Raw genomic sequence first — 12,702 nt, forward strand, 5'->3', positions numbered from 1 at the left:
AAAGGTCCCTTGCTCTCTTCACGGCCCGGACCACCTTGCCGGTTCACCTAGCATTCATCTTGTGACAGCCGAGACACTGCCGCACAAGAACGCCCCTTCGACCACCCCTGCCGCACTCGGGCTCGGTGACCGCCCCGCGAAAGCCGGGCCCGCCGACCCCGCGGCCACCCATGTCCGGGTCAAACTCGACGTCGAGGTCCGCGCGCTCCTCGCACACGAGCCGGGCACCAAATCCGGAGGCGACCCGGAAGACCTGCACCAGATGCGGGTCGCGCTGCGCCGGATGCGCAGTGTCCTCAAGCTGTCGGGCCGCCTCGTCGGCCCGGACGCCGAACCGGTGCGCGCGGAACTCGGCTGGCTCGGCCAGTCGCTCGGCGACGTCCGCGACTACGACGTCCTGATCGGGCATCTCCGCGAGGTCGTCGCCGACTTCGCGGTACGCGACCAGCCCGCCGCACGCCGTCTGGTCTCGAAGTTCGTCACCGAACGCGGCGGCGCGAAGCGGCGGCTCACCCGCGCGATGACCAGCCCCCGCTACGACTCGATGTTGCGGGACATCGGCCGCCTCGCCCGGCAACCCACCACCGCCGAGCCCACCTCCGAGGCCACTCCCGGCTCCGCCGATCTCGTCGCCGGTCTCGCGAAGCCGCATCGAAAGCTCGCGAAGGCGGTGAAGGCGCTTCCTTCCAATCCCCCGGACGACGACCTTCACGCGCTTCGCATCTACGGCAAGAAACTGCGCTACGCCGCTGAGATGGCCAAACCCGCCGCCAAGAAGAAGCAGGCACTACGGATCCAGCGGCTGATCAAGGCGACGAAGGACCTCCAGACCGTTCTCGGAGACCACCAGGACGCCTGTGTCGCCGCCGATCGCATGCGTGGCGTCGTGGCTTCGGTCGATTCCGAAGTCGCGTACATCGCGGGCCGGATCGCGGAGAAGGAGCTACTGCGCCGCACCGAGGTCCGTGCCGTGTGGCGCGACGTCTGGGCGGAGGTCGACGAGGCCGCATTGGCGGTCAGCCCGCGGTGATCTCGCGAAGGTAGCCATCCGGGCGGATCCGCACCTGCCGCCCGTTCTCGGCCTCGTACGCGGCGAACGCGTGCCCGCCGACGTCCTCGAAGTCCACATCGGACAGTGCGCTTCCCGCGGGCAGGATCCGGCGCGCGCCCTCGGGAGCGGGACCGTCGCCGAACACCAGCACCGTCGCCCGCGGACCACGCAGCAGCTCGAACAGCCGGACGGGTTTGCCGTCGACGTCCGCCAGCGGCGCGTCCGGCGCGCGATCACCGGGCCGGATCCGCCCGGTCGCCGCGGGCGCCAGCGGTCCGCCGCGGTAGCCGATGTCGAGCTGACGCGTGTTCTCTCCGCGCTCGTGCGCGTCGTCCGCGCCCGCGGTGTACTTCTCCAGTAGTTCGGTGCTGATCTTCAGCACCCGCGCGGCGACTCCGCGACGCTCGGGCTCGTAGCTGTCGAGCAGCTCCGGTGAGCCGTCGGCGAGCTTCCAGCCGAGGTTGTACGCGTCCTGCACGCCGGTGTTGAGCCCCTGGCCGCCGGTGGGCGGGTGGACGTGCGCCGCGTCGCCGGCGAGGAACACACGGCCGTCCCGGAAGCGTTCCGCGAGGCGGATGTTCGGTCGCCACACGGTGGACCAGGTCAGATCGTGCAGCCGGACGCCGCCGCCGGACAGCTCGTCGAGCCGGGTCTGCAGTGTGGTCAGCGACGCCTCGATCTCTTCCTCGCCGAGCGGAGCGCCGAACTGGAAGTGCGGGACGCCGGGCAGCGGCGTGAGCACGAGCCCCGACATCGGTTCCTCGGGCTTCGCGAACCAGTGCCCGTACGCGCGGTCGAGCCCCTCGGCCTGGACGTCACCCAGCAGCATGCGGATCGACTCGTCGGTGGTGCCCTCGAACGCGATCCCGAGTGCCTTGCGCACGAAGCTCTTCCCGCCGTCCGCGCCGACGAGGTAGTCGACCCGGACCCGCTCGCCGGGCAGTTCGGCCGTCACGCCGTCGGCGTCCTGCTCGAAACCGAGCAGCGGGGTGCCGAGTTCGACGCGGACGCCGAATTCCGCGAGCCGGTCGCGCAGGATCCCCTCGGTCCGGGACTGGCCGAGGAAGAAGCCATTCGGGTAGGGCACGTCCGGCGTCGGTTCGACGAGCTCGGCCATCATCCGCTCCCCGACGACCTCACCGCCCAGGTGGATCTTCAGCGGTACCGGCGCCTGCCCGGCGGCCAGCACCGCGTCCAGCACGCCGAGGTCCTCGAAGACCTCCAGCGTGCGCGGCTGCAGGCCGTCACCGCGCGAGCCCTCGAAGAACGTCTCGGCCTGCTCCACGATCCGGACCTCGACGCCGCGGCGCGCGAGGTCGATGGCGAGCGTGAGCCCGGTCGGCCCGGCCCCCGCGATCAGTACCTTGGTCATTCCGCCTCCAGTGAATTATAATTCAGTGAATCTGAATTCAGCATGGCCGTTGCTAGCCTTCCCTGTCAAGGAGGTGCCGATGACGGCGACGAGCCGCAAGGAGAAGGCGGCGGAGACCGAGGCCGCGCTCAAGGACGCGGCGAAGCGCGTTTTCGCGGCGAAGGGGTACCTGAACACCAAGATCACCGACATCACGGCGGAAGCCGGACGCGCGGCAGGATCGTTCTACAACCACTTCGCGAGCAAGGAAGAACTGCTCGAATCGCTCCTCGCCGACCTCGCGGCGGCCAGCGACGTCAACGCCAGGCAGGCGGGGCATAGTGCCGACTTCACCGACCCTGAAGCGGTCCGGTGGCACGTCCGCGAGTACTGGACCTTCCATCGCGACAACGCCGCGACGATGCTCGCGCTGCGCCAGGCCGCGATGGTCAACGACGACTTCGCGCGGACGTTCGCGCGGTTCGGCGCCGATCAGGCGGCGGACATCCTCGACCACCTCGGGTACATCACCGCGGCGGGAATGGAACTCCCCGCGTCGGAACGGCTCTCGCTGGCACTGATGGCCGAGCTCGTCAACGGCTTCGCGCACACCTGGCTGCTGGACCGGTCCGTCTCCGAGGAGGAGGCCGTCGACGCGCTGACGCGGTTCATCTACCGGGGCTTCACCGGCCGCGACGTGAGCTGAACGGACCCGTCGTGCGTCTCACTCGCGGCACTGACCCGCGTGAAGGACCCCTTCCCTCGGCTCAGTCGAGGGAAGGGGTCCTTCACGCGCATGCCCCCTTCAGGACCGCCTCGCCCGCCGCGTTTAGTCCTCTACTTGCGGACGGTATTCACCCCTGCCCACCAGTGGTGTGGAGGGATGGCGAGATGCCCCCAATGTGGCATTGGGGACGCTGAGCGTCTCCAATGCCACATTGGGGGCACCACCATCGGCACACATCACCACGTACGCCCCCCACCCGCCGCGCACCACGAGTACGGTCGAGCGTCAACGACGTCTGAATCCCCTCGGTCAAACGGAAGTACCAGTCCGCACTAACGCGACTTACCATCCCTTCACGACCACCTCGCCCGCCGCGTTTAGTCCTCTACTTGCGGACGCGGACCCGCCCGGGTGTCCTGAAGGCCCCCTTTGAGACGTTCAACGTCCCTAAGGGGCCCTTTGCGACATCGGGCGGCAGGGCGGCAGGGCGGCAGGGGGCAGGGGGGCAGGCGGCAGGGGCCCGACCCAAACCTTCCCGCACCCTTCCTGCCCCAGAAGTACGTGAAGGCCCCCTTCCCTCGGCTGAGCCGAGGGAAGGGGGCCTTCACGCGCAAGCGCGAGTCAGGAGGCGAGGCGCTCCGCGGCGGCTTCGATCCGCTCGTCGGTGGCCGTCAGGGCGATCCGGACGTGTCGGCCGCCCGTCGGCCCGTAGAAGGTGCCCGGCGCGGCGAGGATGCCCCGATCGGCGAGCCACTCCACCGTGTCGAGCGCGGGTTCCCCGCGTGTGGACCAGAGATACAGCCCCGCCTCGGAGTGTGAGATCTCGAAACCGCTGTCCTGCAACGCCTTCCGCAGCACCAGACGACGGCGCGCGTAACGTTCCCGTTGCGCGGCAAGGGCTTCGTCGTCCTTCAGTGCGGCGACCATGGCCTCCTGCACCGGCCTCGGCACGATCAGCCCGGAGTGCTTCCGGATCTCCAGCAGCCCCGCGACGAGCTTCGGGTCACCGGTGACGAACCCGGCCCGGTAGCTCGCGAGGTTCGCGGACTTCGACAGCGAGTGGACGGCGAGCAGGCCGTCGAGGGAACCACCGTGCACCGACGGGTGCAGGATCGACACGGGCCGGCTTTCCCAGCCCAGCGCCAGATAGCACTCGTCGGAGACCACGACGACGTCGCGTTCGCGGGCCCAGTCGACGACCTTGCGCAGGTGGTCGACGCCGAGTACGCGCCCGGTCGGATTGGACGGCGAGTTCAGCCACAGCATCGACGGCCGCTGCGGCCCCAACGCCACCGTGCTGTCCGCACGCAGCAGCGAAGCCCCCGCCATCAGCACCCCGACCTCGTAGGTCGGGTACGCCACCTCGGGGATGACGACGAGATCGCCGGGCCCGAAGCCCAGCTGACGCGGCAGCGACGCGACCAGTTCCTTCGAACCGATCGTCGGCAGCACGGCCGCTTCGGGAACACCCTCGATGCCGTGCCGCCGCGAAAGGGCTTCGATCGCGGCGGCCCTCAGTTCGGGGATGCCGTGTGTGGCCGGGTACCCCGGGATGTCCGACACCGACGCGAGCGCCGCGCGGATGCTCTCGGGGACCGGGTCCACCGGCGTGCCGATCGACAGGTCGACGATGCCGCCGGGGTGGGCCCGCGCCTTCGCCTTGGCTTCCGCGAGCGAATCCCAGGGAAAATCGGGAAGCGCGACCCGGCTCATTCGCCCTGCGGGGGAAGAGCCTTGATGAAGGCGGGATCGTTGCTGGTCTTGCCGACCTTCGAGGCACCGCCGGGCGAACCGAGCTGGTCGAAGAAGTCGACGTTGGCCTTGGTGTAGTCGTTCCACTCGTCGGGGACGTCGTCCTCGTAGTAGATCGCTTCGACGGGGCAGACCGGCTCGCAGGCACCACAGTCGACGCATTCGTCCGGGTGGATGTACAGCATGCGGTCACCCTCGTAGATGCAGTCCACGGGGCACTCGTCGATACACGCCTTGTCGAGCACGTCGACGCAGGGCTCGGCGATCACGTAGGTCACTGCGCACTCCTGCTTTTCTCTGCTTCACCAGTCTGCGACGGACATTACGCGCCCACGGGCGCGGCGGGCCCGGTTAGGCCACCCTTATCCATACTCCGGGTATGGGCTTTCAACGGTCCCTGCGGCGCGGCGGTGGAGTGGCCCTGCTGTCCCCCGTGATGACGAACGACGGCGCGGCCGGTTTCGCCTTTTCGGCGTCCACGTCCTCGACGGCCTTCTCCGAACCCAGTGCCCGGTTGAAGCCATCTGAGATCTCGCGGACCAGGTCTTCGTTGTGCCGGTCGTCCTTGCGCGCGATGCTCATCGAGGTCCCTCCCACTGCCTTCCTTAGGCACAATCTAACCGTGAACACTGCGGAAATGCTCGAGCTCACCTGCAGCCGGGCCTGGCCTCCCCTGCTGGAACGCCGGATCGGGGACTGGACACTGCGCTGGGCGGACGGGTTCACCGCCCGCGCCAACAGCGCGCTGGCGATCGGTGACCCGGGAAAACCGCTGCCAGACGCCTTGAAAGAGCTCTGTGACTTCGCACACGACCACGGGATTCCGCCGGTCGTTCAGGTGATCCAGGACACGTCCGCCGAAGACGCCATCGATGCCCACGGATGGGTCCACTATGTGGAACACAAGCCCGCACACGAGGTACGCCTGATGACGGGACCGATCCCGCGCGGGACGTCGGCGGGAGCGGTGGTCCTCGACGAGCCGACGTCCGGATGGTGGGAGATGACGGCCGGGAGCACGGAGCCCGCCGAGGCCCCGCGGCACGTCCTCGGCACCGGCAAGGTCGGTTTCGGCCTCGTCGAGCTGGACGGCGTCACGGCCGGGGCGGTGCGCGGCGCTGTCGTCGGCGAGTGGCTGCATATCGCCCGTTTGGAGGTACGGCCGGAGTTCCGGCGGCGGGGCCTGGCACGCGGGCTGATGAACGCGGCGGGCGCTTGGGGCGCCGCTCAGGGCGCGACAGGCGTGCTGCTTCAGGTCGCGCTGGCGAACGACGGCGCACTCAAGCTGTACGAAAACATGGGCTGTACGGAGCACCACAGGTACCGCTACTGGGCCCCCGCTCCCGGCGCGTGCGAGGATCGCCGGTCGTGAAGGTCGTCATTTTGGTCGGCGGAGTGGGCGGGGCCCGCTTCCTGCTGGGTGTCAAGCAAGCATTGGGGCTGCCCGCGATCGGTTCCGCGACGGAATCGCCGCATGAGGTGACCGCGCTGGTGAACACCGGGGACGACGTGTGGATGCACGGACTGCGCATCTGCCCGGACCTGGACACCTGCATGTACACCCTCGGCGGGGGGATCGACAAAGAACGCGGCTGGGGGCACGCGGGCGAGACCTGGACGGTCAAGGAGGAACTCGCCGAGTACGGCGCCGAACCGACCTGGTTCGGGCTGGGCGACAAGGACATCGCGACGCATTTGATCCGTTCGCGGATGCTGCGCGCGGGCTATCCGCTCTCCCAGGTCACCGAGGCGCTGTGCGATCGCTGGCAGCCGGGTGTGCGCCTGCTGCCGATGTCGGACGACCGGGTCGAGACGCATGTCGTGATCGACGACCCCGAAGATCCGGATCAGCGCAAGGCGATCCACTTCCAGGAGTGGTGGGTGCGCTACCGCTCCGAGCCGAAGGCGCATTCCATCATCGCCGTCGGCGCGGACGAGGCGAAACCGGCGCCGGGCGTGCTGGAGGCGATCGCGGGCGCCGACATCGTGCTGTTCGCGCCGTCCAACCCGGTGGTTTCGGTGGGTACCACCCTCGGCGTGCCGGGAATCCGCGCCGCACTCCGGAAGACGCGGGCCAAGGTCGTCGGCATCTCACCGATCATCGGTGGGAAGGCGTTGCGCGGCATGGCCGACGCGTGCCTGAGCGCGATCGGTGTGGAGACCTCGGCCGAGGCCGTCGGGCGGCATTACGGCTCCCGCAAGGAATCCCCGGAAGGCGTGCTCGACGGCTGGCTGGTCGCCGAGGGTGAGACCGTCGATGTACCAGGAGTCGCCGTGCGCGACGTCCCCCTGCTGATGTCCGATGTGGACAAGACCGCGGCGATGGCGCGCGCGGCCTTCGACCTGGCCGGAGTTTCCGTTGACTGATCATGCTTCCGCGAAGATCGAGATCCTGCCGGTCGACGGACTGCCGGAGTTCCGCCCCGGTGACGATCTGACCGGGGCGATCGCCGCCGCCGCACCGTGGCTGCGCTCGGGCGACGTCCTGGTCGTGACGAGCAAGATCGTCTCCAAGACCGAGGGCATGCTGATCCGCGTCCCGGCGGACCCCGAAGAGCGTGACGCCGCGCGACGGAGGCTCGTCGAGGAGGAATCCGTCCGGGTGGTCGCGCGGATCAACCGGACGTTGATCACCGAGAACCGGCTCGGCATCGTGCAGGCCGCGTCCGGCGTGGACGCGTCGAACGTGGCCTCCGGCGAGGTCGCGTTGCTGCCGTCCGATCCGGACGCGTCCGCGCTCGCGCTGCGGAACGGGCTGCGGGAACGGCTCGGCGTCGAGGTCGCGGTCGTCGTCACCGACACGATGGGCCGCGCGTGGCGGGTCGGGCAGATCGACGCCGCGATCGGCGCGTCCGGCCTGCGTGTGCTGCATTCCTACGCCGGTGAGATCGACAGCCAGGGCAACGAACTCGCGGTCACCGAGGTCGCCATCGCCGACGAACTCGCCTCCGCGGCGGATCTGGTCAAGGGCAAACTCGGCGGGACCCCGGTCGCCGTCGTGCGCGGCCTCCGGCTGACCGACGACGGCTCCACCGCCCGCAAGCTGATCCGGCCGACCGAGGAGGACCTTTTCCGCCTCGGCACCAACGAAGCGATCGCACAGGGCCGCCGGGAAGCGGTGCTCGCGCGCCGTTCGATCCGGTCCTTCACCGACGAGCCCGTCGATCCGGAAGTGTTACGGCGGGCGGTCGGGACAGCACTGACCGCTCCCGCGCCACACCACACCAAACCGGTCCGGTTCGTGTGGCTGCGCGAGGAAGGGTTACGCCGCAAGCTTCTCGACGCGATGAAGGCGTCGTGGCAGGCCGATCTCGAACGCGACGACTTCACCGCGGAGCAGGTCGCGAAACGGCTCAGCCGCGGCGACATCCTGTACCACGCGCCCGAGGTCGTCGTGCCGTTCCTCGTCGCCGAGGGCGCGCACACCTACCGCGACGACCGGCGGAACGACTGTGAGCACACGATGTTCACCGTCGCCGGTGGTGCCGCGGTGCAGGGCCTGCTGGTCGCTCTCGCGGCCGAAGACCTCGGCTCATGCTGGATCGGGTCAACCATTTTCGCCGCGGACGTCGTACGCGAAGTGCTCGGCCTGGACGCCCGCTGGCAGCCGCTCGGCGCCGTCGCGATCGGTCATCCCGCCGCCCTTCCGCCCGCCCGTGGCGTGGTCGAACCCGGTGAAGGGCTGCTCGAACGGTGACCCTGCATGACGACGTTGTGTCCACTTTGTCCAGTTGGCGACCGGCGGACACGGCCCAGGAATCCTTGCGCCAGGCCTATTTAGGCTTCCTCGCCGCCCGCGAGGACGCCTGCCTTCGCGAATGCGCGGCCGGGCATATCACCGCGTCGGCCGTCCTTCTGGACGCAGACGCGGAAAACGTCCTGCTGACACTGCATCCGCGAGTCGGGCGCTGGCTGCAACTCGGCGGGCATTGCGAGCCGGGCGACGCGACGCTCGCGGAGGCGGCCTTGCGTGAGGCCCGGGAGGAATCGGGCATAGAGGACTTGGTGATCGATCCGGTCCCGGTACACCTCGACGTCCACCCGATCACTTGCTCGCTCGGCGTTCCGACCCGGCATTTCGACGTACGTTTCGTGGTGCGCGCACCACGGGACGCACAACCGGTCCAAAGTGACGAATCGGACGATCTTCGTTGGTGGCCGGTGAATTCACTGCCGGAAGGGTCGGAAGATCTGACCGAACTGGTGGAAGCGGCCATCCCCGCGCCACTCGGCCGTTAGGGTGTCGGCTGACGTCCAAAGGGGGAAGAATGCTGACGACGCTGACGCCATATCTGGACCGGGTCCGGGTCCACAGCAGCGGTGACGGTGACGGCGCCGGCTGGGTCCTGCTGATCCTGGCGATCATCATTATCATCATCGTGATCGTGGTGATCATCGTGAAGGTCAACCAGGCGAAGAAACCGCCGATGTCCTTCCCGCAGAATCCGAACTTCGGCGGTGGCGGCCCGGCTCCCGGCTTCCCGCCGCCGCCCCCGCCCGCCGGTGGTCCCGCGCCGCAGGGCAACTGGCAGCAGCAGCCCGGTTTCCCGCCACCCGCCCCCGGTTTCGGCCAGGCACCCGGCTTCCCGCCGCCGCCTGCCCCGGCTCCCGCGGGCTTCCCGCCGCCGCCCGGCGGTTTCCCTCCTGGCGCCGCGGCTCCCGGCGGTTTCCCGCCTGGCGCTCCGGCTTCCGGCGCGTTCGGCGCGCCCGGTATGGCCCAGCCCGGTATGGCCCAGCCCGGTTTCCCGCCGCCGCCCCCGCAGGCGGGCCCGCCGATCGACGGCAGCGACGACCGTACGCAGGTCGTGTCACGGCAGCAGCAGGCCGACGCCGGTGCCGATCGCACCCAGGTCGTCCCGCCTGCCCAGCAAGGCGGCGACCGCACCCAGGTCGTGCCCGGTGGCGCCGGTGACGCCACGCAGGTCGTCCCGGGTGGCGGCGCCGACCGGACCCAGGTCGTCCCGCCCCGCCAGTAACCCCGGCCTTCACGGCATTTCCAGCAGGGAGAAACCGCATGGTCAGGGTCGACCCGAATTCTTCGGTCCCGCCGTTCGAGCAGGTGCGCACCGCCTACGCGGCGCGGATCAACGACGGCACCCTGCCCGTCGGGGCGAAACTCCCGACCGTGCGAAAACTCGCCGAGGACCTCGGCATCGCCCCCAACACCGTCGCCAAGGCCTACCGCGAACTCGAAGAAGCAGGCTTGATCGAGACTCGCGGCCGGGCCGGGACGTTCGTCGGCGCCGTCGGCGACGAGACCCGCGAACGGGCAAGGCAGGCGGCCGCCGACTACGCCGCGCTGACCAGGAAACTGGGCCTCGACCGCGACGAGGCGAAGGCGATCGTGGACGCGGCACTGGGCTGATCTACCCTCCACCGCGACGAACAAGGGGGCAATCGTGGTCGGAATCATCGAGCTGGTGCTCATCGCGGCCGTGCTCACGGGCGTGGGTGCCGGTGTCTACTTCCTGATCAAGACACTCAACAAGCCGAAGCCGCCGCCCTACCCGCCTCACTATCCGCCCCAGCCGCCGTACCCGCCCCAGTACCCCCAGGGCGGACCTCAGGGCCCGTACCCTCCGCAGCAGCACCCCGGGCAGCAACCGCCGCCACCAGGCTGGGGGCCCTAGGCCGTCACATCGCCCGGTAGTCGCGGAGTTCGATCTTCGGCCCGAACCTCGGACGGCGGAACCCGGCCGTCGACAGGTAGCGCACCGCACGCTGCCGGTGCGGCGAGTACGGCGCCAGCACTTCGGACATCCCGGCGTCGTCGAGTTTCGTGCCGACGAGCGCGTGTCCCACCATCGAGGGGATGTTGTAGTCGCCGAAGCTCACCGCGTCAGGGTCGCCCCAGGCGCGCTGCGCGATCTCCGCGGCGGTCCACACGCCGATTCCGGGCACCTTGCGCAGCCAGGCCCTGCCCTCGACACCCTTCAGCTCGACGGCCTTTTCCAGCCGATGCGCGACACGCGCGGCGTTGATCAACGTCGTCCGCCGTTTCACGTCCACCCCGGCGCGATGCCATTTCCAGTCCACAATGGACCGGATGGCGGCAGGTGTCGGCGGCACGCGCAGCCGTGACGGCACCGGTCCCGGCGCCTGTTCCCCGAACCAGCGGCACAATTCGGCCCACGACCGCAACGCCTCCGCGCTGGTCACCTTCTGCTCCAGCACGGCGAGCACCAGCGCGTCCCAGACCCGGCCGGTGGATCCCAGTCGCAGCCCCGGATTGAGACGGCGCGCCGACGCGATGACGTCGTGGTGCGCCACGAACTCCGAATCGTCGTCGTTCGCGCCCAGCATCGCCGGGACGCCGTCGAGCAGCCTGTCCGCGCCCGGCCCCCAGGCCTCCGCCTCGATCTCGCCGTCCGCGCGCCGCAGCAGCGCGAGCGTGCCCGCGCCGTCCGCGGTGGTGGCGGCCAGCCAGGTGACCCCGCTCTCGGTGCGGACGACGTTGGGCGAACGCGACCCACGGCTCAGCGGACCCAGCACCGTGTCCAGGTCCAGTTCGTAGCCGGGGCGAAAGAGCACGCAGTGAACCTACCCGGCCCTCGGCTAGGGTTACGCGGGCCGCCCGGCGGCGCCACTACTCTGATGACCCGGAACGTAAGCCGATGGAGGACTCCGACGATGACCCCGCGACCGGCAAAGGCCTCGATCGTCAGCGGCTACTTCAATCCGCTCCACCAGGGCCACCTCGACTTGTTCGAGGCCGCTCAGGCACGATCCGGCTACCTGATCGTCATCGTCAACAACGATCGTCAGCAGGTCCTCAAAAAGGGCCGCGTGATCCAAACCGAGGACATCCGGGCACGGATCGTCCGCGCGCTGCGCATCGTCGACGCCGCGTACGTCGCCGTCGAGGAGGGGCCGGGCATCAACGAATCGTTCGACCTGATCCGGTCGGAGTACCCGGACACGGAACTCGAGTTCTGCAACGGCGGGGATCGGCGCAATGTCGACGAGCTCCCGGCCGACGAGGTCGAAGCAGGAGCCCGCAACAACATCGCGATGCTCTACGGCATCGGCGGCACGGACAAGGTCGACTCCAGCACCCGCATCCTCTCGGACATGGAAGCCTGAGTTCGCCGAGGCCGGACGCGGTCGCTCGCCAACAATTGTCGGAAGACGTTTGCGGGTCTACTGACGGCGGCGGCCCGGAGGGCCTACCCTGAACACACACAGTCGGCCCTGAACCCAGAGGGCCCCAGGTCAGTCGGGAGGCCTAGGGGATGGACCCCCGTGCTCGGGCAGACGCCTTGCTCGCACGCGCCAGCGCGCGTGGAGCCTTCGTCGTGACACCGGACAACGCGACGTCACCGATGGACTCCGCGAACACCCAGCAGATCCCCCGATCGGTGGTCGCCGAGATCGACCGCTCGTCGGACCCGGACACGACCACACAGCTACCGGCCTCATTGATCGCGGAAAACGATCATCCGTTCGCGGGTCCTGAACCGACGACGCGGTTGGACATGCCGCCGGTGCGGGGTGAGGGCGCGACGCGGCCTCAGCCGTACCCTCGCCGGCCGGGAACTCAGCCGACCAGGCCCCTGCCTCAGGCGACGACCCCGCTCACCCGCAGGCCACCCGCCACGCCGGTGCGGAGCCCGCTGATCGAGCAGCCGGAACCGGATACCGCCGAAAACGAGATCGGCGGCCTGGTGCCGACGACCAAACAGAACACCTCGGGACGGTCGAACCTCTCACGGCGGCTGGACGGCATCTAGGGCGTGTCTGGCAAATCTCGTTCGTGGTCTTCGCGCCCAGGCGGTCCCTGGCGGCGTGGGCCCTTCGACCAAGTACGCCCAGTACGAGGAC

The 12,702-nt window shown here is 69.4% G+C and carries 16 protein-coding genes; 11 read left to right on the forward strand and 5 right to left on the reverse strand.

All coding sequences use genetic code 11. The annotated features are described in order from the left end of the window. Positions 1-61 precede the first annotated feature (61 nt). The gene (locus AB0M65_RS23790; RefSeq protein ID WP_364031308.1) at positions 62-1,030 is read left to right on the forward strand and encodes a CHAD domain-containing protein; all 969 of its coding nucleotides are present in this window, start codon (positions 62-64) and stop codon (positions 1,028-1,030) included. Here the strand turns inward: AB0M65_RS23790 and AB0M65_RS23795 are convergent. After that, on the reverse strand, positions 1,017-2,423 hold the full coding sequence (locus tag AB0M65_RS23795; protein WP_364031311.1) for an FAD-dependent monooxygenase: 1,407 nt from the start codon (positions 2,421-2,423) through the stop codon (positions 1,017-1,019). The two genes, AB0M65_RS23790 and AB0M65_RS23795, sit on opposite strands and share 14 nt — an antisense overlap. A gap of 79 nt (positions 2,424-2,502) precedes the next feature. Between AB0M65_RS23795 and AB0M65_RS23800 the strand changes: the two genes are divergently transcribed. Then, the gene (locus tag AB0M65_RS23800) at positions 2,503-3,108 is read left to right on the forward strand and encodes a TetR/AcrR family transcriptional regulator (RefSeq protein ID WP_364031314.1); all 606 of its coding nucleotides are present in this window, start codon (positions 2,503-2,505) and stop codon (positions 3,106-3,108) included. A 642-nt stretch (positions 3,109-3,750) separates the two neighbouring features. Here AB0M65_RS23800 and dapC read toward each other — a convergent pair. The 3 genes from dapC to AB0M65_RS23815 form a co-directional block, all read right to left on the reverse strand. Continuing rightward, a complete protein-coding gene (gene dapC / locus AB0M65_RS23805; RefSeq protein ID WP_364031317.1) occupies positions 3,751-4,842 on the reverse strand; it encodes a succinyldiaminopimelate transaminase in 1,092 nt (363 codons plus the stop codon). Further along, complete coding sequence (gene fdxA / locus AB0M65_RS23810) at positions 4,839-5,159, reverse strand: ferredoxin (protein WP_364031320.1); 321 nt, start codon at positions 5,157-5,159, stop codon at positions 4,839-4,841. The genes dapC and fdxA overlap by 4 nt, the downstream gene beginning before the upstream one ends. 109 nt (positions 5,160-5,268) lie before the next feature. Next, on the reverse strand, positions 5,269-5,463 hold the full coding sequence (locus AB0M65_RS23815; RefSeq protein WP_364031323.1) for a hypothetical protein: 195 nt from the start codon (positions 5,461-5,463) through the stop codon (positions 5,269-5,271). Between the two features lie 55 nt (positions 5,464-5,518). Between AB0M65_RS23815 and AB0M65_RS23820 the strand changes: the two genes are divergently transcribed. Genes AB0M65_RS23820 through AB0M65_RS23850 form a run of 7 tightly spaced genes read left to right on the forward strand, consistent with a single transcriptional unit; the run spans position 5,519 to position 10,511 of the window. After that, on the forward strand, positions 5,519-6,253 hold the full coding sequence (locus AB0M65_RS23820) for a GNAT family N-acetyltransferase (RefSeq protein ID WP_364031352.1): 735 nt from the start codon (positions 5,519-5,521) through the stop codon (positions 6,251-6,253). Beyond that, a complete protein-coding gene (cofD, locus tag AB0M65_RS23825) occupies positions 6,250-7,248 on the forward strand; it encodes a 2-phospho-L-lactate transferase (RefSeq protein ID WP_364031326.1) in 999 nt (332 codons plus the stop codon). Before AB0M65_RS23820 ends, cofD begins: the two co-directional genes overlap by 4 nt. Then, positions 7,241-8,578 carry a coenzyme F420-0:L-glutamate ligase gene (locus tag AB0M65_RS23830; RefSeq protein ID WP_364031329.1) on the forward strand — a complete coding sequence of 446 codons (1,338 nt, stop codon included), beginning with the start codon at positions 7,241-7,243 and terminating at the stop codon, positions 8,576-8,578. Before cofD ends, AB0M65_RS23830 begins: the two co-directional genes overlap by 8 nt. After that, entirely contained in the window at positions 8,575-9,120 is a 546-nt protein-coding gene (locus AB0M65_RS23835) for an NUDIX hydrolase (protein WP_364031332.1), read from the forward strand. The genes AB0M65_RS23830 and AB0M65_RS23835 overlap by 4 nt, the downstream gene beginning before the upstream one ends. A gap of 29 nt (positions 9,121-9,149) precedes the next feature. Continuing rightward, complete coding sequence (locus AB0M65_RS23840; protein ID WP_364031335.1) at positions 9,150-9,857, forward strand: hypothetical protein; 708 nt, start codon at positions 9,150-9,152, stop codon at positions 9,855-9,857. 38 nt (positions 9,858-9,895) lie between these two features. After that, on the forward strand, positions 9,896-10,246 hold the full coding sequence (locus AB0M65_RS23845; RefSeq protein WP_364031338.1) for a GntR family transcriptional regulator: 351 nt from the start codon (positions 9,896-9,898) through the stop codon (positions 10,244-10,246). Between the two features lie 34 nt (positions 10,247-10,280). Next, positions 10,281-10,511, forward strand: a complete 231-nt coding sequence (locus AB0M65_RS23850) for a hypothetical protein (RefSeq protein WP_364031341.1) — start codon at positions 10,281-10,283, stop codon at positions 10,509-10,511. A gap of 4 nt (positions 10,512-10,515) precedes the next feature. Here the strand turns inward: AB0M65_RS23850 and AB0M65_RS23855 are convergent, their stop codons facing one another. Next, positions 10,516-11,412 (reverse strand): DNA-3-methyladenine glycosylase 2 family protein, encoded by an 897-nt coding sequence (locus AB0M65_RS23855; RefSeq protein ID WP_364031343.1) that lies wholly within the window; start codon positions 11,410-11,412, stop codon positions 10,516-10,518. A 99-nt stretch (positions 11,413-11,511) separates the two neighbouring features. Here AB0M65_RS23855 and AB0M65_RS23860 point away from each other — a divergent pair, with 99 nt between their 5' ends. Beyond that, positions 11,512-11,964, forward strand: a complete 453-nt coding sequence (locus AB0M65_RS23860) for an adenylyltransferase/cytidyltransferase family protein (protein ID WP_364031346.1) — start codon at positions 11,512-11,514, stop codon at positions 11,962-11,964. Between the two features lie 212 nt (positions 11,965-12,176). Next, positions 12,177-12,611 (forward strand): hypothetical protein, encoded by a 435-nt coding sequence (locus AB0M65_RS23865; protein ID WP_364031349.1) that lies wholly within the window; start codon positions 12,177-12,179, stop codon positions 12,609-12,611. Positions 12,612-12,702 lie beyond the last annotated feature (91 nt).

The organism is Amycolatopsis sp. NPDC051071, assembly GCF_040682875.1.
In the GTDB taxonomy this organism is placed as follows: domain Bacteria; phylum Actinomycetota; class Actinomycetes; order Mycobacteriales; family Pseudonocardiaceae; genus Amycolatopsis.

Excerpts from the sequence above, each read along its gene's own strand:
- dapC (WP_364031317.1), bottom strand. The coding sequence starts at position 4,842 with ATGAGCCGGGTCGCGCTTCCCGATTTTCCCTGGGATTCGCTCGCGGAA.
- AB0M65_RS23820 (WP_364031352.1), top strand. The coding sequence starts at position 5,519 with ATGCTCGAGCTCACCTGCAGCCGGGCCTGGCCTCCCCTGCTGGAACGC.
- AB0M65_RS23845 (WP_364031338.1), top strand. The coding sequence starts at position 9,896 with ATGGTCAGGGTCGACCCGAATTCTTCGGTCCCGCCGTTCGAGCAGGTG.
- AB0M65_RS23840 (WP_364031335.1), top strand. The coding sequence starts at position 9,150 with ATGCTGACGACGCTGACGCCATATCTGGACCGGGTCCGGGTCCACAGC.
- AB0M65_RS23795 (WP_364031311.1), bottom strand. The coding sequence starts at position 2,423 with ATGACCAAGGTACTGATCGCGGGGGCCGGGCCGACCGGGCTCACGCTC.
- AB0M65_RS23800 (WP_364031314.1), top strand. The coding sequence starts at position 2,503 with ATGACGGCGACGAGCCGCAAGGAGAAGGCGGCGGAGACCGAGGCCGCG.
- AB0M65_RS23860 (WP_364031346.1), top strand. The coding sequence starts at position 11,512 with ATGACCCCGCGACCGGCAAAGGCCTCGATCGTCAGCGGCTACTTCAAT.
- AB0M65_RS23815 (WP_364031323.1), bottom strand. The coding sequence starts at position 5,463 with ATGAGCATCGCGCGCAAGGACGACCGGCACAACGAAGACCTGGTCCGC.